The 22,934-nt window shown below is 67.8% G+C and carries 17 protein-coding genes; 16 read left to right on the top strand and 1 reads right to left on the bottom strand.

The features are described 5' to 3' along the window. Positions 1-7: 7 nt before the first annotated feature. From OV208_RS35875 to OV208_RS35815, 13 genes are all read left to right on the top strand, one after another. Entirely contained in the window at positions 8-1,234 is a 1,227-nt protein-coding gene (locus OV208_RS35875) for an extracellular solute-binding protein (RefSeq protein ID WP_267578435.1), read from the top strand. 17 nt (positions 1,235-1,251) lie between these two features. After that, entirely contained in the window at positions 1,252-3,291 is a 2,040-nt protein-coding gene (locus OV208_RS35870) for a carbohydrate ABC transporter permease (RefSeq protein WP_267578434.1), read from the top strand. 4 nt (positions 3,292-3,295) lie between these two features. Next, the gene (locus OV208_RS35865) at positions 3,296-4,183 is read left to right on the top strand and encodes a sugar ABC transporter permease (protein ID WP_267578433.1); all 888 of its coding nucleotides are present in this window, start codon (positions 3,296-3,298) and stop codon (positions 4,181-4,183) included. 51 nt (positions 4,184-4,234) lie between these two features. Continuing rightward, on the top strand, positions 4,235-5,212 hold the full coding sequence (locus OV208_RS35860; protein WP_267578432.1) for a glucodextranase DOMON-like domain-containing protein: 978 nt from the start codon (positions 4,235-4,237) through the stop codon (positions 5,210-5,212). Between the two features lie 138 nt (positions 5,213-5,350). Then, complete coding sequence (locus tag OV208_RS35855; protein WP_267578431.1) at positions 5,351-7,546, top strand: hypothetical protein; 2,196 nt, start codon at positions 5,351-5,353, stop codon at positions 7,544-7,546. Positions 7,547-7,698: 152 nt separating this feature from the next. After that, on the top strand, positions 7,699-8,778 hold the full coding sequence (locus OV208_RS35850) for a glucodextranase DOMON-like domain-containing protein (protein ID WP_267578430.1): 1,080 nt from the start codon (positions 7,699-7,701) through the stop codon (positions 8,776-8,778). 40 nt (positions 8,779-8,818) lie between these two features. Continuing rightward, the gene (locus tag OV208_RS35845) at positions 8,819-9,022 is read left to right on the top strand and encodes a hypothetical protein (RefSeq protein ID WP_267578429.1); all 204 of its coding nucleotides are present in this window, start codon (positions 8,819-8,821) and stop codon (positions 9,020-9,022) included. A 46-nt stretch (positions 9,023-9,068) separates the two neighbouring features. Next, complete coding sequence (locus OV208_RS35840) at positions 9,069-10,439, top strand: AHH domain-containing protein (RefSeq protein ID WP_267578428.1); 1,371 nt, start codon at positions 9,069-9,071, stop codon at positions 10,437-10,439. 12 nt (positions 10,440-10,451) lie between these two features. Further along, a complete protein-coding gene (locus tag OV208_RS35835; RefSeq protein ID WP_324291443.1) occupies positions 10,452-11,702 on the top strand; it encodes an imm11 family protein in 1,251 nt (416 codons plus the stop codon). Positions 11,703-11,815: 113 nt separating this feature from the next. Further along, positions 11,816-13,186 (top strand): AHH domain-containing protein, encoded by a 1,371-nt coding sequence (locus OV208_RS35830; RefSeq protein ID WP_267578426.1) that lies wholly within the window; start codon positions 11,816-11,818, stop codon positions 13,184-13,186. Between the two features lie 15 nt (positions 13,187-13,201). Further along, a complete protein-coding gene (locus OV208_RS35825) occupies positions 13,202-14,449 on the top strand; it encodes an imm11 family protein (protein WP_267578425.1) in 1,248 nt (415 codons plus the stop codon). Between the two features lie 113 nt (positions 14,450-14,562). Continuing rightward, positions 14,563-15,933, top strand: coding sequence for an AHH domain-containing protein (locus tag OV208_RS35820; protein ID WP_267578424.1), 1,371 nt, complete (start codon positions 14,563-14,565; stop codon positions 15,931-15,933). 15 nt (positions 15,934-15,948) lie between these two features. Further along, the gene (locus tag OV208_RS35815; RefSeq protein WP_324291442.1) at positions 15,949-17,196 is read left to right on the top strand and encodes an imm11 family protein; all 1,248 of its coding nucleotides are present in this window, start codon (positions 15,949-15,951) and stop codon (positions 17,194-17,196) included. Positions 17,197-17,203: 7 nt separating this feature from the next. On the opposite strand, the gene OV208_RS35810 is transcribed toward OV208_RS35815, so the two are convergent. Continuing rightward, a complete protein-coding gene (locus tag OV208_RS35810) occupies positions 17,204-18,871 on the bottom strand; it encodes an alpha-amylase family glycosyl hydrolase (protein WP_267578422.1) in 1,668 nt (555 codons plus the stop codon). A 90-nt stretch (positions 18,872-18,961) separates the two neighbouring features. On the opposite strand from OV208_RS35810, the gene OV208_RS35805 reads away from it, so the two are divergent. The 3 genes from OV208_RS35805 (at position 18,962) to OV208_RS35795 (ending at position 22,915) form a co-directional block, all read left to right on the top strand. Next, the gene (locus tag OV208_RS35805) at positions 18,962-20,302 is read left to right on the top strand and encodes a DUF4032 domain-containing protein (RefSeq protein ID WP_267578533.1); all 1,341 of its coding nucleotides are present in this window, start codon (positions 18,962-18,964) and stop codon (positions 20,300-20,302) included. Positions 20,303-20,484: 182 nt separating this feature from the next. Beyond that, positions 20,485-21,918, top strand: coding sequence for a di-heme oxidoredictase family protein (locus tag OV208_RS35800; RefSeq protein ID WP_267578421.1), 1,434 nt, complete (start codon positions 20,485-20,487; stop codon positions 21,916-21,918). 157 nt (positions 21,919-22,075) lie between these two features. Next, positions 22,076-22,915 carry a hypothetical protein gene (locus OV208_RS35795; RefSeq protein ID WP_267578420.1) on the top strand — a complete coding sequence of 280 codons (840 nt, stop codon included), beginning with the start codon at positions 22,076-22,078 and terminating at the stop codon, positions 22,913-22,915. Positions 22,916-22,934 lie beyond the last annotated feature (19 nt).

Below are 22,934 nucleotides of genomic sequence, written 5' to 3'. Positions count from 1 at the left end.
GCATTTCATGACGAACCTGCGAACGCTGCTCGCGGCCCTCTGTCTGTGCGCAGTCGGCCTGTTGCCCGTCCCGTCCTTCGCCGCCACGGAGCTGGTGCTCTGGCACGCCTACCGCGCGGAGGAGAAGGCCGCCCTGGAGAAGGTGGTCGCCGAGTACAACAAGGCCAACGAGGCCAAGGGCGTCAAGGTCACCACGCTGGCGGTGCCGTACGACGCGTACGCGGATAAAATCTCCGCGACGGTGCCGCGCGGCAAGGGTCCGGACCTCTTCATCTTCGCGCAGGACCGCCTGGGCGGCTGGATTGAAGCGGGCAACACGGTGGAGCCCATCGACTTCTTCCTGGATGACGCCACGAAGAAGCGCTTCATCCCGACGACGATGGACGCGATGGTCTACCGCGGGACGACCTACGGCCTGCCGCTGAACTACAAGGTCATCACGCTCATCTACAACACGAAGCTGGTCCCCACGCCGCCCAAGACGTCCGGTGAAATGGTGACGATGGCGAAGAAGCTCTCCGACGCGAAGGCGGGCCGCTTCGGGCTCGCGTACGCGTACGGCGACTTCTACTACCACGCGGCGGTGATGAACGGCTTCGGCGGCGGCGTGTTCGACGCGAAGACGACCCCTACGATGAACTCGCCCGCCAACGTGAAGTCGGTGGAGCAGGTCCTCAAGTGGAAGAAGGACGGCATCCTGCCGGCGGAGCCCTCCAGCGCGCTCATCACCTCGCTCTTCAACGAGGGCAAGGCCGCGATGGTGTTCTCCGGTCCCTGGTTCGTGGGCGAGGTGGCGAAGGGCGTGGACTACGGTTTCGCGCGGCTGCCCACCCTGGATGAGAACAAGGGCGCGCCGATGAAGCCCTGGATGACGGTGGAGGGCGTGTACGTGGCCGCCCCGTCGAAGAACAAGGAAGCGGCGTACGACTTCGCGAAGTTCCTCACCGACGTGGGCGCGGGCAAGACGCTGGCCCTGGAAGGCCGTCAGAGCCCGGCGAACAACGCGGTGTACGCCGACCCGAGGGTGACGGCGGATCCGCTGCTCAAGGCGATGAAGGACCAGGTCGACGTGGCCATCCCCATGCCCAACGTGCCGGAGATGTCGATGGTCTGGACCCCCGCGACCAGCGCGATGAACTCCGTGCTCAAGAACACGGCCACGCCGAAGGCGGCGCTGGACGTGGCCCAGAAGAGCGTGGCCAAGGACGTCGCCGGCCTGCGCACCAAGAAGTAAGTGAGTGAGGAGCTGAAGTGAGCCAGAACGCCCCCCAGCAGTCGCCTTCCGCGGCCAGTACGGTCCGCGCCTCTCCGAACAACGACGCGACCGCCCCGTCCGACCCGGGGCCTTCGGGTCATTCCGGGGGAAGCAAACGGGGGCGGGTCCTGGTGGGGCTCGCGCTCGCGCTGGGGCTGGCCCTGCTCCTGGCGCACGGACTGCTCGTCCGTGCCCAGGCGGATCGCGGCGCGGAGCGGGCGCAGCGCAAGTCCATCGTGGCCCTGCTGGGCCTGACGGACCTGGTGCAGCGCGCGGGTGGCACGGGCGACGCGGTGGTCGCGGTGGTCGCGGGCTGGCCCCGTCCACAGGGCGGCGCCGCGCGCGTCGTCGCCTTCAGCGGCATCAAGCTGGAGGCGTCCACCTTCCCGGAGGACACCGGGGACAAGGCGGCCCCGCGCCGGTTGTCGCGCGAGGAGAAGCCGCTGTACGACCGGGGTCAGCGCCTGCGCGCCGCGGTGGAGACGAACCGCGAGGAAGGCGGCGCGCGCAAGTCGGAGGTGGAGTCGGAGACGCTGCCCTCTGGTGGCCGGTTGCTCTCCGCGCCGGTGGAAGTGGACGGGCAGGTGGTGGGGTCGGTGGAGTGGTTCACGCCGGTGCTCACCGAGGCGGAGCCCATCTCCTGGACGCCGGCCCTGCTGGCCTTCCTGTTGCCGCTCGCGGGATGCGTGGCCGGCGTGTACGCGCTGTCGCGCCAGGGCGCGCGCGTGGCGGTGGCCGCGGCGCTGTTCGTGGCGGGCCTGGGTGGCTACACGGTCTATTCGCTGCGCACGCTGGACGCGGAGCTGCGAGAGACGGAAGAGGCCGTGAGCGCGGAGCTGCGCACGCGCGGCCAGACGGCCGAGAAGCTGATGGCCGCCCACAACCTCAACGCGGAGCCCGTGCTGAAGCCCGGCGTGTGGGACGCGGACGCGATGCGCCGCCCGCTGGGTCAGTTGTCGGACGCGGGCATCCCGGACGCAGGCAAGCTCGCGGCGCGTGGCGCGCAGGTTCGTGGCGACGCGGGCAAGGCGCTGGGCGCGCTGGGCGTGCTGGGGCTGGCGGTGCTGCTCTTCATCGGAATGGGCGCGCTGCACCGCACGGTGGCGACGGCGGTGGAGTTCCGGCAGGCGTACGCCTACGTGGCGCCGGCGATGGTGGGGATGGTGCTGCTCGTCTTCTTCCCCTTCGCCTACGGCATCACGCTGTCGTTCACCGACGCCAACCTCTACAACAGCAGCCAGCCGCTGTCGGAGCTGTGGATTGGCCTGAAGAACTACACGGACATCCTGGGCGACTTCAGCTTCGCGAAGACGGCGGCGGACGGCTCGCTCGTCTTCAACTACCTGAACTTCTACTACACGCTGCTGTTCACCATCCTCTGGACGGTGACGAACGTGACCATCGGCGTGACGGTGGGCCTGCTGTTGGCGCTGGCGCTCAACGTGCCAAATCTCAAGATGCGGCCCATCTACCGGGTGCTGCTCATCCTGCCGTGGGCGATGCCCAACTACATCACCGCGCTCATCTGGAAGGGCATGTTCCACCAGCAGTTCGGCGTGGTGAACCACGTCATCCGGATGTTCGGCGGTGAAGGCCTGGCGTGGTTCGACTCACCCCTCACGGCCTTCTTCACGGCGCTGGCCACCAACGGCTGGCTGTCCTTCCCGTTCATGATGGTGGTGTCGCTGGGCGCGCTCCAGTCCATCCCCGGGGAGCTGTATGAGGCGGCGCGCGTGGACGGGGCCAATCGCTGGCAGCAGTTCACGGCCATCACGCTGCCCGCGCTGAAGCCCGCGCTGGTGCCGGCCATCATCCTGTCGGTGGTGTGGACCTTCAACATGTTCAACATCATCTTCCTGGTGACGGGCGGGGACCCTGGCGGCTCCACGGAAATCCTGGTCACCCAGGCGTACAAGTTCGCCTTCGAGCGCTACCGCCACGGCTACGCGGCGGCGTACTCCACCGTCATCTTCGGCATCCTGCTCATCTACAGCATGGTGCAGAACCGCATGAGCCGCGCCACGGAGGCCGCGTAAACCCATGGCGCTCTTCTCTGAACGTCGCGAAGGCATCTCCCACGCGCCCCTGCACATCGTGCTGGTGGCCTTCACCCTCTTCACCATCTACCCCATCCTCTGGGTGGTGAGCCTGGCGTTCTCCGGCAAGCAGAGCCTGGCCATCGCCACGCTGCCGGAGAACCCCACCTTCTGGGACCGGCTGCGCGCGGTGACGCCGTGGCCGGAGCAGTTCTCCGTCTCCAACTTCGCGTCGGTGATGACGGACCAGCCGTTCGCCAAGTGGATGCTCAACAGCGCCATCATCTCCATTGGCACCACGGTGGTGGGCGTGTTCCTGGCGTGCACGGCGGCGTATGCCTTCAGCCGCTTCAAGTTCCCCGGGCAGCGCACGGGCATGATGGCGTTCCTCGTGTCCCAGATGTTCCCGGGCACGCTGATGCTGATTCCGCTCTACATCATCCTGGTGCAGTGGCTGGGCCTGGGCAGCAGTCGGCTGGGCCTCATCATCGTGTACGCCACGACGTCCATCCCGTTCAGCGTGTGGATGCTCAAGGGCTACTTCGACACCATCCCCAAGGACCTGGAGGAGGCGGCGCTGATTGAAGGGGCGTCCGTGGGGCGCATCTTCTGGAGCGTCATCCTGCCTTTGGCCAAGCCCGCGGTGGCGGTGACGGCGCTCTTCAGCTTCATGACCGCGTGGAACGAGTTCATCCTCGCCGCGACGTTCATGGACCAGGAGACGATGTACACGGCGCCCGTGGGCCTGCGCTTCTTCGTGGGCGGCTTCAGCCAGCAGTGGGGCTACTTCGCGGCCGGCTCCATCATCGTGTCGGTGCCCGTCGTGTTCCTGTTCCTCTTCCTCCAGAAGTATCTCGTCTCCGGGCTCACCGCCGGTGGCGTGAAGGGTTAGTCGCGGTCATCCGCAGTTCACCGTCTGTCGTTGCAAGGAGCCATCACCCCCATGATCATCAACCCCCGCATTGCATTCCTCACGCTCGCCGCTTCGCTGGTCGCGGCCCCCGCGCTGGCCGACAAGGTGTCCTTCAAGGACCCGACCGGCGACGACAAGGGCCCGGGCAAGTACACCTACCCGACGGACCCCGTGTACGTGCCGGGCTCGTTCGACCTGACCAAGGTCACGGTGGACAAGGGCAGCAACAAGACCGAGTTTTCCATCGAGCTGAAGGCCAAGGTGGCCAACCCCTGGAACATGAAGGACGGCTTCTCCGTGCAGGAGGTGTTCGTCTTCATCGACACCGACCACAAGACGGGCAGCGGCTTCACGGACAGCCCCCCGGGCCTCAACGTGGCCTTCGCCCCGGAGGATGCCTGGGACAAGGTCGTCGTCATCTCGCCGCAGGGCTCGTCGCGCGTGCGCGCGGAGGCCAACAACAAGGCGGGCGCGATGAAGAGCGCCGTGGTGGTGCCCGCGCAGGTGCGCGCCTCCGGCAACAAGATCACCGCCACGGTGATGAACTCCGACCTGGCCGACAGCGACCCGACGACGTGGGGCTTCCAGGTCGTCATGCAGTCCAATGAAGGCTTCCCGGCCGGCAACGACCTGCTCACGCGCCGCGTGAACGAGTACGAGGGCCAGCACCGCTTCGGCGGCGGCACCGACTTCGACTGCGATCCGCATGTGATTGACACGCTGGCCGGCGAGGCCAAGGGCGACAGCTCCGAGGCGAAGGCGCAGTACGACATGCTCGCCTACGAGTGCGGCCCGGATGGTTCGTCCACCAAGAAGGCCACGCTGAAGATGGTGTCCGGCCCGAAGCGTCCCGCCGCCACGGGTGGCGCCGCCGCCGCGACGCCGGCCCCTGCTCCGGCCGCTCCGGCTCCGACGGAGGCCGCGACGCCGACCCCGGCGCCCGCGCCGGCCGCTCCGGCTGGAACGACGGTGGCTCCGGCCCCGACGACCGCGACGCCGACGAAGTAACCGGCGGACTGTTCAAAAACGGTCTGTTTCAAGGTTTGATGCAACACGGGGAGGGCTGCCGCGGCGAACCCGCGGCGCCCCGGGAGAGGGGATGACCCCCCTCAGACTCACGTTTTCGAGAAGGGTTTTCCGAACATCATGAAGATTCGTACGAATGTGGTGCGGGGAGCGTGCGTGCTCTCCGTGGCGGCCGGCCTGATTCCCGGGGCGGCCATGGCGCAGGACAGCGGCCCCAAGCTCACCATTGGTGGCACGACCTATACCAAGTACCTCTGGGGCAACCAGCGGGACCAGGGCGCGCTCTACAACTTCTCCACGGTGCCCGGTGAGGGCTACGGCGACAACGGTATCGGCACGGAGCTGGAGCTGCTCCTGAACGCGAAGATCTCCCCGCAGGTGGAGGTCAACGGCCGCATCCACAGCCGCTTCAACCAGAACTTCTGGACGAACTTCGGCGGCTTCGGCGGCAACGCGGCGGGTCCCTGCATCGCCGGTGACTGCGGCGAGTTCGACCCTCGCTCCAACCAGTACATCAAGCTGCGCGGCATGTCGGTGACGCTGCGTCCGGGCTACCTCATCGACTCGGCGCTCATCGGCGCGACGGACCTGGGCCAGTTCGACCCGTTCGTCATCGGCCGGGTGCGCTACATCGACCGCGACAACGCGGCGGCCATCATGGTGCAGGGCTCGAACCTGGACCGGAAGATCACCTGGGACGCGGCGCGCATCTCGCTGCCCCGCCTCTGGGCCGGCCCGGGCTTCAGCACGGGCGCCTTCCACGCGCGTGACGCGGCGTACGGCTTCCAGGCGAAGTACACCCCGACGGAGATGTTCGACGTCGGAGGCATCTTCCAGTACGCGAACGACCAGGAAGTGCGCGCGGACGACACGAACCTGGATGACGGGCGTGACCTGACGCCGCGCTACCGCAACGGCGTGGGCGGCCTGAAGGCCGGCCTGCACATGGGCTCCTGGCTGGACGTGCGCGCGGCCGCGTACACGTCGTACTCGAACGCGGACCCCATCCTGACGCCGAAGAGCTTTGGCGTCGGTGGCTACAGCGCGGTGCTGGCCGGTCACCACACGGACCAGACGTACATGCTGAACGCGTCGCTCAACGACCCGCTCGATGTGGGCCTGTCGCTGAACTTCCAGCTCTTCAGCATCGGCGCGGACTACGTGGCGGTGATGGCCAGCCGCCGTGAAGCGGACGTGCTGTTGACGGAAGGCCACGACGGCAGCTTCGCGTTCCCCGGCCCGTCCAATGCCTCCTACGGCATCTACAAGGGCAACCCCACGCGCATCGGCTACGGCGGCTGGTCCAGCGAGTCGCAGCAGGTGGCGACCATCAACGTGGACAACGACTTCACGGACTTCGACGAGCCCTTCGCGGAGACGGCGATCGGCTGGAAGGGCGCGACGGCGAACCCGGTCTACACGAACGGCGCGCTGGAGGTCGGGGGTGAGTATTCCTTCATCACCTACAACACCAACTGGCAGGCGTACGGCAGCGCGGACAAGGCGCTGGGTGACAGCCAGTACCCCGGCACGGAGCTGGACTCCGGCGTGGGCCACAACTACCGCACGGCCTACCAGCCCTTCCAGGACAAGCGCACGCACCTCATCGCGCTGCGCGCCAAGTACGTCGTGGACGTGCTCAAGGGCATCGATGTGTTCGGCAAGTTCAAGTACATCCATGAGAACGACAAGCGCATGAACGATCCGCGCTTCCTGCCGTTCCAGCAGGGTGCGTGCGCAGGCGGTTCGGTGGCGTGCGACAACTCGCTCGTCAACGATTACAGCCCGGGCCTCAACACTGCGGACCTGTACAAGAACCCGTCTGTCATCACCAACAGCCAGGGTGAGACGGGCTACCAGTTCAAGCCGTTCGACAACCTGGCGGACGACGACCGGGTGCTGGACTACACGACGTTCACGGCGGGCGCCGGCTACCAGTTCACGGACGACCTGTACCTGTCCGCGAGCTACTCCAAGTTCTTCGCGGACCTGCTGGACGGCAACACGGCGTTCCAGGCGTACAACAACCACGAGATGGCGTCCGGCAAGCACAACAAGAACCAGATCCTCGTGAAGGCGCGCTACATCCTGTCCGGCGTGGAGTTCGGTCTGGAGGGCCAGTACGCGTTCGGCACCTTCCGTCCCGACTTCGGCGACGGCTACGTGGTGCAGTACGCGGACGACACCATCGCGGCGGACCACAACGTCGCGGTGGGCTCTCGCGGCTTCACCAACCGCAACGGCGGTTGGAACAGCCTGGAAGAGCGCAACTTCGACCACATGCGCGTCAAGGCGTTCATGAAGGCGCAGTTCTAGTCACGCTCGCTCCCTGGAGGCCCTGACGGGCCTTCCGTGGGATGCGATGGAGCCCGGGGCGCCTTCAGGACAGGCACTCCGGGCTCCTTGCGTTTGGGGCACCGCGCGATACACCTCCGAGGGCTGTTCCCCCTTCGTGCTCGAGGTGTCCCGTGCTCCTGCGCCGCCGCGGTCTGTCCGCGTTCCTGCTCGCCTCCACCCTGGCCGCGTGTTCGGGGGCGCGGACGCATGAGGACTCGCTGCTGTTCCGCATGGAGGACCCGGTGGGGGATGACGTCGGTGACGGGGAGCTCGTCTATCCGCGCCGGACGGACCTGGGGAAGGGCGACCTGGACGTGGTGTCGGTGGCGGCGTTCGCGGACGGCGAGGCGACGCGGTTCGAGGTGACGTTCGCGCACCCCATCGCGAAGCCGTCGCGCGCGCAGGCGGTGGACATTGGCGGCTCCACGGTGGCGGACCGGGCGAGGCACGGCTTCTACACGTTCAATGTGGACCTGTACGTGGACACGGACGGTGTGCCGGGCTCCGGCCGCACGGACACGCTGCCGGGGCGCGCGCTCACGCTGGCGCCGGGCTCCGCGTGGGACAAGGCGGTGGTGCTGACGCCGCGTCCGTACGAGGCGCGCGAGACGCTGCGCAAGCACTGGCGCGAGGTGGCGCTGCGCGAGTACCAGGAGAAGACGGGCCCCATCGGCGGCAAGGTGGAGGCGGAGCTGAACGCGGCGGCCGAACAGGACCTGGAGGCGAAGGTGTTCTTTCCCACCGTCATCCAGGTGAGCGGACGCACGGTGATGTTCCAGGTGCCGGACCGCTTCTTCGGCAAGCACGCGCAGCCGGACTGGGGTTACGGCGTCGCTGTGACGGGAGCGTCCATTGACCGGCGGGTGGCATTGGGCGGGATGTTCGGCAACGTCACGGAAGGCAACCCGAGGCTGATGGCGATGGGCATCGCGCCGGGCGAACCGGTCAACGATCGCTTCGGCGGTGGCCGCAAGGGCGACCCTACGCAGTCGCCGGTGGTGGACCTGCTGGTGCCTCCGGGGGAGACGCAGGAGGCGGTGCTGGGGGCTTCCAAGCCGGCGTGGTCGACGGTGGTGCCTTCGGGGCGCGCGGTGGCTCCGGCGGTGGTGGCTCCGGAACCGGATGCGGGGTCCGTGGATGCGGGTGTCCCTGATGTGGCTCCGGCGGTGGAGGATGCGGGGACGGGCGACGCGGGCGGCCCCGTGCCCTGACGTTCGCGGTTGGATGCGCCAGGTCCGGGAGGATGCGCGCATGACGACGCGCTCCTTCGCCCTGCACGAGGAGCCCGATCGGGTCGACCGCTGGTGGCTCAATGGCAGCCTGGGGCTTGGGGGGCAGCGGTTCGACCTGGACTGGGTCCGCGAGGGCACGGGCACGGAAGTGGAACTGCTCCAGCGCCTTTCTGATGCAGGGGTGGACGCCGTCCACCGCGAGGGACGCGCGCCCGTGGTCTGAGCCTGGCGGTTTTGTCGTGCTCTGGTGGTGTGTACAGGAGGCGTCCGTGTCCCTGGGTCGGAGCTGGGCCGTCGCGGTGGTGATGGTGCTGTTGGGCACGGGGTGCTCCGCGGCGCGTGTCGTGCGTCTGGACACGGGACGGGGTGCGCCTGTCGTCCATTCGCCACGGATGGAGACTGCTCCGGTGGCGTTGGAGGAGGACGCGTTCACGGAGGCGGTGAAGACGCTGGCGGAGGATGCGCCGGTGTCCGTGCGTCCGAGGGAGGAGGCGTATCGGCTGTTCGCGGGCTCCTTCTCTTTGAAGGCGTACTCGCGGGTACGAGGGCGCCTGGGGTTGGTGTCCGTGGAGGAGCCTCCAGGCTTGCGACTGATGGTGGAGGAGGACGGCGCGGAGGCGGAGCTGGCTCGCGCTTACGGGCGGTGGTGCGGGCGCAAGCAGAGGCCGGGAGACTGCCTCCAGTTGCTGAAGGTGGGGCCGAGGCTGGATGAGGACGCGCGGCGCACGCTTGCGTTCGCCATTGCGTTGGACTCGGTGTGGGAGGAGACGGAGGAGGCGCTGGTGGGGATGACGAACCGGGAGGCGGTGCTCGCGACCATCGTGGCGACGGGGACGGTGTACCTGTGCCTGTGGGCGCTGCCGGAGCCGGTGTCGAAGGGAGTCGCGGCGGTGATGACGGTGGTGCTGATTGGCTACCTGGGCATCGACACGGTGTTGGACCTCATCCGTGGGTGGAGGGTGTTGTCCGAGCAGGTGAGGGTGGCGAGGAGCTTTGACGAGGTGCGCGACGCGGGGGAGCAGTACGGGGAGGTGTTGGGAGAGAACGCGGCGCGGGCCTTCGTGATGCTGGCGACGGCGGCGGTGGGGAGCACGGCGCAGACGCTGGCCGCGAAGGTGCCAATGCTTCCGGGCTCAGGGCAGGCGGCGGTGGTGGCGGCGGAGCAGGCCGGCGTGCGGTTGGGTGCGGTGGCGCGGGTGGAGTCGGTGGCGGTGGCTGCGGACGGTGTCATCACCTTGGCCCTGGCGCCGACGGCGATGGCGATGGTCGCGCGGGAAGAAGGGGGCCCGCCTGTCTCGGGTGGCGTGGATGGCGAGGGACACGAGCACCACATCGCATCGAACAAGTGGTGGAGCGCTACGAACCGGGGTGGACCGTGGTCCCCTCAGTTCCAGAAGATCTTCGACAAGGCTGGCATGTCGCTGGATGATCCGGCGAACAAGGTGCGTGTGCCGGGCCATCGTGGACCACATCCTCAGGAGTATCACGAAGAGGTTTTCGATCGTTTGAGGAGAGCAACGAGGAATTGCAAATCCATTGAGAGTTGTAGGGAGCTGCTGACGGATGCGCTGAAAGGTCTGGCTGGTAGGATTCTTGACCCGAAGTCAGCGCTGAATCGAATGATCACCGGTCAGGAGTGATGCAGGAGATTCATGATGGCAAAGAGATACTTCAAGCTTTCTGAGGATGTCGCTGAAGGCTTCTGGTGCCTTGGACATCCCCTCGACTTCGCAGGACGCGAACTCGATGACCCCTGGCAGTTCACAGGAGGGTCGCCGGCGCACTTCGAGGGGCAGGTCAGGTTTCCTCTGAGCCTTGAGGGCGAGGCACGCGACTACTCCCATGCGGCGTTCGGCACTCCCGTCGTCCATGCCAGGCTTGCGGCCCTCTTCAAGGAGCTGACTCCCAGCGATGTGGAGCTGATTCCTGTCGAGGTCGACTCCCACCCCGGTCCGTACTTCATCCTCAATGCCATCCGCCTCTTGCCTTGCGTTGATGTCGAGGCTTCGGAAGAGGTGAGCTACTACACGGAGGAGGACGGATTCCCCGAGAAGGTCGGCACGTTGAGTTCGCTGTTCGGGATGCGTATCGACCCGTCGAAGGTGGGCGATGCGAAGGTGTTTCGCCCCTCGGAATGGGAGGTCGCCCTCATTGTCTCCGAGGACATCAAGGAGGCGATGGAACGCGCGGGCATCACGGGCGCCAAGTTCAAGGAGGTGACCGGTCCCAGCACGGCCGATCCTGTGCGGCGCACGGAGATGAAGAAGCGCGGTGAACTCCGCGACCAGGCGCGCGCTGCCCGTGAAGCCGTCTGGAAGGGGCTGGGTACGCTGGAGGAGGACTTCGTCATCTCCATGGTCCTCGGCGGTGACTGGCCCGCGGGAAGCCAGGCGTGGCGGGTCATCCGGCGTCCGTCGGGGAACACGCTCGTGGTGACGGATGGCCTGTCCGCGCCCTTCGCGGACATCCTGGACCGGCCCACCGCGGGCTTCGGATTCGAACTCGCCATGGAGACGCCGGAGCCGTTGCCGGACCTGGAGAAGAGCTGGCTGGTGCAATTGCTCGAACGCGTGGGCAACGAGCTCGCGGGCCACGAGAAGCTGCGCGACGCGCTGGAGCGCGGAACCCTGTCGATGGAGGTGGCCGGTGCGCACCTGCCCGAAACACTACTCACCCCGGAGGGGCGTGCGGCGGTGTTGCTCGGCATGACGACGGAGTCCCTACCCGCGCGCTTCACGGTGCCGGGGGGCGAGGTGCGGCTGGTGACGGTGAAGGCACTGCTTCCGTCGGAGCTGAAGTGGTTGCTCCAGCAGGGCCGGGGTGGGGCGGCGGAGCTGGCGCGGCGCTTCACCGAAGCGGGAGACGGCTACGTCTCCCGCTCCTGGCGCCAGCCTGTCGTCTGAGGGCCGGTTACCCCGACACGTTGCGGATGACTGGTAGTGAAGTCCTGCTCCAGGCAGGGTTGCGCCTCCGGGCGGGACACCACCGTCCTTGGGAGAGTCCACAGGAGGCGTCCGTGTCCCTGGGTCGGAGCTGGGCCGTCGCGGTGGTGCTGGTGCTGTTGGGCACGGGGTGTTCCGCGGCGCGTGTCGTGCGTCTGGACACGGGACGGGGTGCGCCTGTCGTCCACTCGCCTGGGGCGGAGAGCGCTCCGGTTGCGTTGGAGGAGGACGCGTTCGCGGAGGCGGTGAAGACGCTGGCGGAGGATGCGCCGGTGTCCGTGCGCCCGAGGGAGGAGGCGTATCGGCTGTTCGCGGGCTCCTTCTCTTTGAAGGCGTACTCGCGGGTACGAGGGCGCCTGGGGTTGGTGTCCGTGGAGGAGCCTCCAGGCTTGCGACTGATGGTGGAGGAGGACGGCGCGGAGGCGGAGCTGGCTCGCGCTTACGGGCGGTGGTGCGGGCGCAAGCAGACGCCGGGAGACTGCCTCCAGTTGCTGGAGGAGGAGCCGAGGCTGGATGAGGACGCGCGGCGCACGCTTGCGTTCGCCATTGCGTTGGACTCGGTGTGGGAGGAGACGGAGGAGGCGCTGGTGGGGATGACGAACCGGGAGGCGGTGCTCGCCACCATCGTGGCGACAGGGACGGTGTACCTGTGCCTGTGGGCGCTGCCGGAGCCGGTGTCGAAGGGAGTCGCGGCGGTGATGACGGTGGTGCTGATTGGCTACCTGGGCATCGACACGGTGTTGGACCTCATCCGTGGGTGGAGGGTGTTGTCCGAGCAGGTGAGGGTGGCGAGGAGCTTTGACGAGGTGCGCGACGCGGGGGAGCAGTACGGGGAGGTGTTGGGAGAGAACGCGGCGCGGGCCTTCGTGATGCTGGCGACGGCGGCGGTGGGGAGCACGGCGCAGACGCTGGCCGCGAAGGTGCCAATGCTTCCGGGCTCAGGGCAGGCGGCGGTGGTGGCGGCGGAGCAGGCCGGAGTCCGGTTGGGTGCGGTGGCGCGGGTGGAGTCGGTGGCGGTGGCTGCGGACGGTGTCATCACCTTGGCCCTGGCGCCGACGGCGATGGCGATGGTCGCGCGGGAAGGAGGGGGCCCGCCTGTCTCGGGCGGCGTGGATGGCGAGGGACACGAGCACCACATCGCATCGAACAAGTGGTGGAGCGCCACGAACCGGGGCGGGCCGTGGTCTCCGAGGTTCCAGGAAATCTTCGACAGGGCTGGGATGTCGCTGGACGATTCAGCGAACAAAGTGCGTGTTCCGGGCCATCGTGGACCGCATCCTCAGGCGTATCACCAGAAGATTCTCGATCGTCTGGAGGCTGCAACAGAAGAATGTGGGGCCATGGCGAACTGTCGAGCCTTGTTGACGAAGGTGCTGAAAGAGCTCGCCGTAGAGATCAGTAAGAGGGGTTCGGAGTTGAATCGGTTGATTACCGGCCTTGAGTGACGCAGGAAGTCCGCTATGGCGAGCCACTACTTCGATATCCACGAGGATGTTGCCGAGGGATTCTGGTGCCTGGGGCATCCCCTTGACTCCTCAAGGCGAAAACTTGATGACCCCTGGCAGTTCAGAGTTGGAAAACCGGCCCATTTCAAAGGACAAGTCCGGTTTCCCCTGAGTCTTGAGGGTGAAGCGCGCGACTATTCCCACGCAGCGTTCAGCACTCCTGTGGTCCACGCCAGGGTGGCCGCCCTCCTCAGGGAACTCGCGCCCGGCGATGTCGAGCTGATCCCTGTCGAGGTTGATTCCCACTCCGGTCCGTACTTCATCCTCAATGCCATCCGTCTGGTGAAATGCATCGATGATGAAGCATCAGAGGCGGTGCGCTACTGGACCGAACAGGACGGGTTCCCAGAAAAGGTGGGTACATACATCTCGATCGATGGGATGCGCATTGATCCGTCGAAGGTGGGCGACGCGAAGGTGTTTCGAACCTGGGGGTGGAAGGTCGCTCTCATCGTCTCCGAGGACATCAAAGAGGCAATGGAACGCGCGGGCATCACGGGCGCCAAGTTCAAGGAGGTGACCGGTCCCAGCACGGCCGATCCTGTGCGGCGCACGGAGATGAAGAAGCGCGGTGAACTCCGCGACCAGGCGCGCGCTGCCCGTGAAGCCGTCTGGAAGGGGCTGGGTACGCTGGAGGAGGACTTCGTCATCTCCATGGTCCTCGGCGGTGACTGGCCCGCGGGAAGCCAGGCGTGGCGGGTCATCCGGCGTCCGTCGGGGAACACGCTCGTGGTGACGGATGGCCTGTCCGCGCCCTTCGCGGACATCCTGGACCGGCCCACCGCGGGCTTCGGATTCGAACTCGCCATGGAGACGCCGGAGCCGTTGCCGGACCTGGAGAAGAGCTGGCTGGTGCAATTGCTCGAACGCGTGGGCAACGAGCTCGCGGGCCACGAGAAGCTGCGCGACGCGCTGGAGCGCGGAACCCTGTCGATGGAGGTGGCCGGTGCGCACCTGCCCGAAACACTACTCACCCCGGAGGGGCGTGCGGCGGTGTTGCTCGGCATGACGACGGAGTCCCTACCCGCGCGCTTCACGGTGCCGGGGGGCGAGGTGCGGCTGGTGACGGTGAAGGCACTGCTTCCGTCGGAGCTGAAGTGGTTGCTCCAGCAGGGCCGGGGTGGGGCGGCGGAGCTGGCGCGGCGCTTCACCGAAGCGGGAGACGGCTACGTCTCCCGCTCCTGGCGCCAGCCTGTCGTCTGAGGGCCGGTTACCCCGACACGTTGCGGATGACTGGTAGTGAAGTCCTGCTCCAGGCAGGGTTGCGCCTCCGGGCGGGACACCACCGTCCTTGGGAGAGTCCACAGGAGGCGTCCGTGTCCCTGGGTCGGAGCTGGGCCGTCGCGGTGGTGCTGGTGCTGTTGGGCACGGGGTGTTCCGCGGCGCGTGTCGTGCGTCTGGACACGGGACGGGGTGCGCCTGTCGTCCACTCGCCTGGGGCGGAGAGCGCTCCGGTTGCGTTGGAGGAGGACGCGTTCGCGGAGGCGGTGAAGACGCTGGCGGAGGATGCGCCGGTGTCCGTGCGCCCGAGGGAGGAGGCGTATCGGCTGTTCGCGGGCTCCTTCTCTTTGAAGGCGTACTCGCGGGTACGAGGGCGCCTGGGGTTGGTGTCCGTGGAGGAGCCTCCAGGCTTGCGACTGATGGTGGAGGAGGACGGCGCGGAGGCGGAGCTGGCTCGCGCTTACGGGCGGTGGTGCGGGCGCAAGCAGACGCCGGGAGACTGCCTCCAGTTGCTGGAGGAGGAGCCGAGGCTGGATGAGGACGCGCGGCGCACGCTTGCGTTCGCCATTGCGTTGGACTCGGTGTGGGAGGAGACGGAGGAGGCGCTGGTGGGGATGACGAACCGGGAGGCGGTGCTCGCCACCATCGTGGCGACAGGGACGGTGTACCTGTGCCTGTGGGCGCTGCCGGAGCCGGTGTCGAAGGGAGTCGCGGCGGTGATGACGGTGGTGCTGATTGGCTACCTGGGCATCGACACGGTGTTGGACCTCATCCGTGGGTGGAGGGTGTTGTCCGAGCAGGTGAGGGTGGCGAGGAGCTTTGACGAGGTGCGCGACGCGGGGGAGCAGTACGGGGAGGTGTTGGGAGAGAACGCGGCGCGGGCCTTCGTGATGCTGGCGACGGCGGCGGTGGGGAGCACGGCGCAGACGCTGGCCGCGAAGGTGCCAATGCTTCCGGGCTCAGGGCAGGCGGCGGTGGTGGCGGCGGAGCAGGCCGGAGTCCGGTTGGGTGCGGTGGCGCGGGTGGAGTCGGTGGCGGTGGCTGCGGACGGTGTCATCACCTTGGCCCTGGCGCCGACGGCGATGGCGATGGTCGCGCGGGAAGGAGGGGGCCCGCCTGTCTCGGGCGGCGTGGATGGCGAGGGACACGAGCACCACATCGCATCGAACAAGTGGTGGAGCGCCACGAACCGGGGCGGGCCGTGGTCTCCGAGGTTCCAGGAAATCTTCGACAAGGCTGGCATGTCGCTGGATGATCCGGCGAACAAGGTGCGCGTGCCAGGGCACAAAGGGCCTCACCCTCGGGAGTACCACGAGGAGATCTTGCGGACCTTGAATCGGCTGACGAAGGATTGCAGCTCCACGGAGAGATGTAGGTCGACTCTTACGAAGGCACTGGAGGGGCTCGCCAAGGAGATCCTCACTCCGAATACGAAGTTGAATCGGTTGATTACGGGCGCAAAGTGACGCAGAAAGCGCTCCATGGCAGTGCGATACTTTGATCTTGCCGAAGATGTCGCTGAAGGCTTCTGGTGCCTTGGGCACCCACTCAAGGCCGAGGGACGAGAACTTGATGACCCCTGGCAATTCACGGTCGGAAAATCAGCGCACTTCACAGGGCAGATCCAACTTCCCTTGAGTCTAGAGGGTGAAGCGCGTGATTTCTCCCACGCGGCATTCGCCACCCCAGTGGTTCATGCGAGGTTGGCAGACCTCTTCAAGGCGCTGGCTCCCGACGACGTGGAACTGATTCCTGTCGAAGTCGACTCCCACTCCGGTCCGTACTTCATCCTCAATGCCATCCGGGCGATTCCTTGCGTCGACGTCGAAGCCTCGGAGGAAGTGAATTACTGGAAGGAAGAGGACGGCTTCCCGGAGAAGGTTGGAACCTTTTTCTCGCTCTATGGACTGCGCATCGACCCGTCGAAGGTGGGCGACGCGAAGGTGTTTCGTCCCTCGGAATGGGATGTCGCTCTTATCGTCTCCGAGGACATCAAGGAGGCGATGGAACGCGCGGGTATCACGGGCGCGAAGTTCGAATCGGTTACGGGTCCCAGCACCTTTGATCCCGTGATGCGCTCGGAAACGAAGAAGCGCCGTGAACTGTGGGACCAGGCGCACGCTGCCCGTGAAGCCGTCTGGAAAGGACTGGGCACGCTGGAGGCATGGTCCGTCATCTCCATGGTTCTCGGTGGTGACTGGCCCGCCGGAAGCCAGGCGTGGCGGGTCATCCGGCGTCCGTCGGGGAACACGCTCGTGGTGACGGATGGCTTGTCCGCGCCCTTCACCGACATCCTGGACCGGCCCACCGCGGGCTTCGGATTCGAACTCGCCATGGAGACACCGGAGCCGTTGCCGGACCTGGAGAAGAGCTGGCTGGTGCAATTGCTCGAACGCGTGGGCAACGAGCTCGCGGGCCACGAGAAGCTGCGCGACGCGCTGGAGCGCGGAACCCTGTCCATGGAGGTCGCGGGTACGCACCTGCCCGAAACACTGCTCACCCCGGAGGGGCGCGTGGCGGTGCTGCTGGGCATGGCGACGGAGTCCCTGCCCGCGCGCTTCACGGTGCCGGGGGGCGAGGTGCGGCTGGTGACGGTGAAGGCCCTGCTTCCCTCGGAGCTGAAGTGGTTGCTCCAGCAGGGCCGGGGCGGGGCGGCGGAGCTGGCGCGGCGCTTCACCGAAGCGGGAGACGGCTACGTCTCCCGCTCCTGGCGACAGCCCGTCGTCTGACGGCCGCCTACTGCACCCGCCAGATGCCGGTGCCTCGGGCGGGCACGGTCGTCTTCCAGGCCCCTGAGCCCCCCGTGAGGGTCGACACGCCGGTGTCGGTGAACAACGGCTCCACCGCCGTGCCCTCCACGTCGAACGGTCCCGCCGTGACCTGCGCGTTGGAGAAGTTGTGCACCACCAGCACCTGCTCGTCGTCCACCGTGCGCACGAACGCGAGCGTGGCGGACGGGCCCGTCGTCGGCGTGAACAGGCGCAGGTCGCCCGTGCGCAGCGCCTCCGAACCCTGCCTCGCGTGCAGCAGCGCCTTGTAGCGTGACAGCAGTGAACCCGGCGCCGCCTTCTGCGTCTCCACGTTGGCCGCGTCCCTTCCGCTGGAGAAGCCGTACCACGGCGTGCCCGTGGTGAAGCCTCCGCCCGCCGTCGCCGTCCACGGCATCGGCGTGCGTTTGGACTCGTCGTTGTTGGCCGCGCCGTTGCCCAACCCCACCTCTTCGCCGTAGTAGAGGAACGGCGCGCCCGGCAGCGTCAGCAGCACCGCCGCCGCCAGCCCCAGCTTCGACGTGTCACCGGAGAACTGCGTCGCCACCCGCACCATGTCGTGGTTGGTGAGGAAGGGCGCGTCCACCACCCCGGCCGGGTAGTTGTTGCGCATCTCCAGGAACTTCGACGCCACGCCCCCGGCGTTGCCCGCGTTGATGCCCGCGAGCACCCGCTCCGACAGGGGGAAGTTGAAGTTGATGGGCAGCTCGTCCCCGCCCGGCACCTGCGCCGTGGAGCCGTAGTACTTCGCCACCGACGGCGTCTCGCTCCAGTTCTCCCCCACCAGCACCGCGTCCGGCTTCACCGAACGCACGTGCGCGGCGAACTCCTTCCAGAACGCGTGCGTCTCCGCCGTGTCCGACTGTCCCACGCCGCCGCCCGTCTCGATGAGGTAGCGGGCCGCGTCCAACCGGAAGCCGTCCACGCCGCGCGACAGCCACACCGTGGCCAGGCGCTTGACCTCCTCGCGCACCGCGACCGTCTGCAGGTTGAGGTCCGGCATCCCGCTCCAGAACACGCCGTAGTACCAGGCGCCGTTGCGCTCGTGCCACGTGTCCGTCTGCGAGAAGGCCGGGTCCCACGGCTGCTTCCACGCCGGGTTGTTGGCCCGCCACTGATACCAGTCTCGCTTCGCCGACTGCGGTGACGACGCCGACTCCACGAACCACGGATGCGCCGAGCTGCTGTGGTTGATGACGAAGTCGACGATGACGCGCATGCCGCGCCGGTGCGCTTCGTCACACAGCTTCCGCATGTCCTCCAGCGTGCCGTACGCGGGCTGGATGCGTTCGTAATCGACGACGTCGTAGCCGTGGTAGCTGGGCGACGCGAACACCGGCATCAACCACAGCGCATCCACGCCCAGGTCGTCCGTCGTCGCGGGATTGCCGTCGTTCAGGTAGTCCAGCCGCGAGATGAGCCCCGGCAGGTCCCCCACGCCATCCCCGTTGGAGTCCTGGAAGCTGCGGACGAAGACTTCATAGAACACCGCGCCCCGGTACCACCCATCGCCCGCGGGCGCGGAGAGCGTCACGGTGCCCGGCGTGGGTGGAGAGACGGTGGGCGGGGGCGAGGAGCGCGCGCAAGCCGACAGCAGGGCCGCGCTGAACAGGGAGAGGCCGCGGAGGGGACGCATGGTCCCTAGCTCTAACAGCGAACGTTCCACCCCGGCCAGCGCCCGCGCCGCGTGAAGCGCGCTCCCCAGGACAGTAGGCTCGTGGCCGCCATGTCCCACCCCGTGCGCCGCCTCCATTCCCTGCACATCCGACAGGGACACCCGGACTTCCTCGACCTGCCGTGGGAGCTGCCCCTGGAGGCATGGCCGGAGCGTTCACCCCGGGTGGTGGAGGTGCCGCGCGGCCTGTCCCGGCACGTGGTGGTGTTCGTCAGCTACGGCGCCACCATCTACGCCTTCAAGGAGACCCCCGCGCGCGTGGCCCAGCGCGAGTACGACCTCTTGCGTGGCCTGGAGGAGCGCCGGCTGCCGTCGGTGGTGCCCGTGGGGCTGGCGGTCCAGATGGAAGCGGATGGGGCCTCCTCCGCGCCGGATGATCGCCCCGGCGTGCTCATCACGCAGTATCTGGCTTCGTCGCTGCCGTATCGCGCGCTGTTCATGCATCAGGGCCTGGAGCGCTACCGCTCGCGGCTCTTGGACGCGATGGCGGGCCTGCTGGTGCGCCTGCACCTGGGCGGCTTCTTCTGGGGGGACTGCTCGCTCTCCAACGTGCTCTTCCGCCGCGACGCGGGCGAATTGCAGGCGTACGCGGTGGACGCGGAGACGTCCGAACTGCACGAACAGCTCTCCTCCGGGCAGCGGGAGATGGACCTGCAGATCATGGAGGAGAACGTCGCGGGGGGACTCGCCGACCTGGCCGCGCGCGTGGCGCTGCCCGAGGAACTGGAGGACTGGCAGGAGACCGCCACCAGCATCCGCCAGCGCTACGAGCGGCTGTGGGCCGAAATCAATCGCGAGCTCATCGTCCAGCCGCACGAGAGCTACCGCATCCACGAGCGCATCCGCACGCTCAACGACCTGGGCTTCTCCGTGGGTGAGGTGGAGCTGCTGGCGAACGGGCAGGGCAGCCAGTTGCGCATGCGCACCATCGTGACGGACCGCGAGTACCACCGGCACCAGCTCCACACGCTCACCGGCATCGTCGCGGAGGAGCGTCAGGCGAGCCTGCTGCTCAACGAGATGCAGGAGATGAAGGCCACGCTCACGCGCAAGCTGGACCGCAGCGTGCCCCTGAGCGTGGCCGCGTTCCGCTGGCTGGACGAGCGCTACCACCCCTCGCTGTCGCGCCTGCAGAAGGACCTGGGCCGCGCGGCGGACACCGCGGAACTCTACTGCCAGGTGTTGGAGCACAAGTGGTTCCTGTCCGAACGCGCGAAGCGCGACGTGGGGCTGGACGCGGCGCTCCAGGACTACGTGACGCTCAATCGCAAACAGCCCGGCATCGCGCCCCTCCTGGAGGATGCATCGCGGGCCGCGAGCGTGGAGGCAGAGGCGGAGGACCCCTCGGGGGCCACCCTGGAGTCCCGGCTGCCCCCCGGGTCGAGCATCTGAGGTCAGCTTTGCCCCTGTAACCTGGGAAGTCACGTTTCTGCGCGGGCTGTGGATTTCAATGTCACACGCACCGCATCATCGGGCGCCATGACAGGCGTTGCGCCCGGGAACCCGCTGACAGGGTCCTGGCACGGGGCATGAAGAGTGACACCACGGGGGGCTCTTCGCCCACCGCGTGAACCATGCCCTCTTCCCGAAACCGCTGGTGGATGACGTCGCTGGGGGCCGCCCTGGGCCTGTTGCTGTTGGCCGCGGCGCCTCCTCCGGAGCCGGACCTCCAGGCCCCGGAGACTGCTCCCGCTTCGCCTCCGGTGGAGGACCCTCGCAAGGTGCCCGCTGCTCGCTCCGGGGGCGCGACGACGGTCTACGACACCTCGCACAACGCCTTTGGCCGGGCCCTGGCGAACATGGACCCGGGCCGCTGGACGCCGATGGCCGACGGCAAGCGGCTGTTCATGAAGGACTGGAGCCGGGCGCCCCAGGCGGTCGCGGGCCCGCTGTCGAACGCGGTCCGGTGCAATGGCTGTCATTTCAAGGACGGCCGGGGACGGCCGCTGGCGGAGCTGGGCACGGAGGCGCCGCTGCTCGTGCGCCTGAGCGTGCCGTCGCGCCGCGTCCCGGGGGGCGTCCCCGAGCCGACCTACGGCGGCCAGTTCAACGACCGCTCCATTCCAGGCGTGCCCGCAGAGGGCGCGCTGGAGGTGGCGTACGCGGAGGTCCCCGGCACGTACCCGGATGGCGCTGGCTATGTCGTGCGCCGCCCCGACGTGCGGCTGGCCCGGCTGGCCTACGGCAAGCTCTCCGCGCACACGCAGCGCTCGGCGCGCATCTCGTCGCCCGTGTTCGGCCTGGGTCTGCTGGAGGCCGTTCCCGAAGAGGACATCCTGGCGTTGGCGGACCCGGACGACCGCGACGGGGATGGCGTCTCCGGCCGGCCCAACCGCGTCGTCGATGCTCGCACGGGTGAACCGCGCCTGGGCCGCTTCGGGTGGAAGGCCAACCAGCCCTCGGTGCGGCAGCAGGCGGCCCGGGCCTTCTCGGAGGACCTGGGGCTGACATCCCCCCTGTACCCGGAGCGCACCTGCACCGCGAAGCAGGCCCGCTGCCGCGCGCAGGTGGCGCCCCAGGGGCCCGTGCTGGATGACGCGGCGCTGGACAGCGTGACGCTCTACCTGCGCGTGCTGGCGGTGCCCGGGCGCCGCGACGTGGCCGACCCCACGGTGCTGCGCGGGCAGGCGCTGTTCCAGCAGGTGGGCTGCGCCACGTGTCACCGCCCGACCCTGCGCACCGGCGACGTGCCCGACCTCCCGGAGCTGTCGCGGCAGGACCTTCAGCCGTTCACGGATCTGCTGCTGCACGACATGGGCGAGGGGCTCGCGGACGGACGGCCCGACGCCGAGGCCAGCGGCTCCGAGTGGCGCACGCCGCCCCTGTGGGGCCTGGGCCTGCTGGAGGCCGTCAACCGCCAGGTGCGCATGCTCCACGACGGCCGCGCTCGCACCTTCGAGGAGGCCATCCTGTGGCATGGCGGCGAGGCCGCGGGCGCCAAGGAGCGCTTCACCCGGCTGGAGCGCGCGGAGCGTGAGGCGCTCGTGACCTTCCTGCGCTCGCTCTGACGGCGTGTCTGTGTATCCGAATGCGTTACAAAGACTTGCACCTTTTTTGGCGCATTTCCCTCGGAGGACCTGGAAATCGGATTGATGGCACGGCACATGAAGAGACACCGGGTGCGCCCTCCCATGGATTTCCCGTGGAGCGCCTCCGGAGTCCCCCATGCGTCTGTTCCGCCGTCTTGCCCAGTCCAGCCTGGCCACGTTGTTCGTCGTGGCCCTCCCGTTCGCCCAGGCCCAGGCCGAGGAGTGCGTGACCTTCAATGGCATCAATCACTGCGGGATGGGGGCCGCGCAGCTGAAGCTCAATGGGAAGGAGCTGCACGTCGTGTCTCCGAACGGGTCCACCAAGGACGGCGTGGCCATCTTCACGGAGGGCTCCACGGTCTGGAGCGCGGGCTTCCGCAGCGAGCCCTCGGGCCAGGGTGTGGAGCAGACGGTGCTGACGGGTGAGTCCGAAGGCGCGGCGGCCAGCACCGCCACCCTGCGGACCGAAGGCGGCCGGACGTCCTACGCGGCCACCTTCACGGCGGCGACGTCGGATGCGTCCACGTACACGGCGTCGGTGTATTCGCGGGGCGAGCTCGTGGCCTCCGTGAGCGGCGTGCGCTACGGCGACGTGGGCGTCACGCAGGTGTCCAACCGGCCCGTCTACGGCTACACGCCCAGCTGCACGAACCAGAGCTACAACGCCTGTCGGCAGTCGTGCATGTCGGCGGGGTACCCCAACTGCAACTACTGCAGCATCCCGTGCGTTCGCACTTTCCACCGCCTGGAGCTCAACGGCGCCTGTGTCTGGACCATGCAGGTGGAGCGGTCGACGTTCGCGCTGGCGCAGGTCGGGGCCGCCTCGCAGGTCGTCGAGGGTGACACGGTGGAGCTGACCGAGGAGATCGACCCGAGCGGCAGCTACCCGTACGTGAACTTCGACCGCATCCTCGTCCAGAGCACCGCGAAGGTCACGACGCTCACGGACGTGCAGGCGAACGGCAACACGAAGTAATCACCGTCGCAGGTCGGGC

It is taken from the genome of Corallococcus sp. bb12-1 (assembly GCF_026626765.1).
Classification (GTDB): Bacteria; Myxococcota; Myxococcia; order Myxococcales; family Myxococcaceae; genus Corallococcus; species Corallococcus terminator.
This window is presented reverse-complemented; position numbering and strand designations above follow the sequence as displayed.

Bases quoted from the DNA above. Each gene is read 5' to 3' on its own strand.
- OV208_RS35805 (WP_267578533.1), top strand. From the start codon at position 18,962: ATGTCCCACCCCGTGCGCCGCCTCCATTCCCTGCACATCCGACAGGGA.
- OV208_RS35815 (WP_324291442.1), top strand. From the start codon at position 15,949: ATGGCAGTGCGATACTTTGATCTTGCCGAAGATGTCGCTGAAGGCTTC.
- OV208_RS35800 (WP_267578421.1), top strand. From the start codon at position 20,485: ATGCCCTCTTCCCGAAACCGCTGGTGGATGACGTCGCTGGGGGCCGCC.
- OV208_RS35825 (WP_267578425.1), top strand. From the start codon at position 13,202: ATGGCGAGCCACTACTTCGATATCCACGAGGATGTTGCCGAGGGATTC.
- OV208_RS35875 (WP_267578435.1), top strand. From the start codon at position 8: ATGACGAACCTGCGAACGCTGCTCGCGGCCCTCTGTCTGTGCGCAGTC.
- OV208_RS35810 (WP_267578422.1), bottom strand. From the start codon at position 18,871: ATGCGTCCCCTCCGCGGCCTCTCCCTGTTCAGCGCGGCCCTGCTGTCG.
- OV208_RS35845 (WP_267578429.1), top strand. From the start codon at position 8,819: ATGACGACGCGCTCCTTCGCCCTGCACGAGGAGCCCGATCGGGTCGAC.
- OV208_RS35855 (WP_267578431.1), top strand. From the start codon at position 5,351: ATGAAGATTCGTACGAATGTGGTGCGGGGAGCGTGCGTGCTCTCCGTG.
- OV208_RS35835 (WP_324291443.1), top strand. From the start codon at position 10,452: ATGATGGCAAAGAGATACTTCAAGCTTTCTGAGGATGTCGCTGAAGGC.
- OV208_RS35795 (WP_267578420.1), top strand. From the start codon at position 22,076: ATGCGTCTGTTCCGCCGTCTTGCCCAGTCCAGCCTGGCCACGTTGTTC.
- OV208_RS35865 (WP_267578433.1), top strand. From the start codon at position 3,296: ATGGCGCTCTTCTCTGAACGTCGCGAAGGCATCTCCCACGCGCCCCTG.
- OV208_RS35860 (WP_267578432.1), top strand. From the start codon at position 4,235: ATGATCATCAACCCCCGCATTGCATTCCTCACGCTCGCCGCTTCGCTG.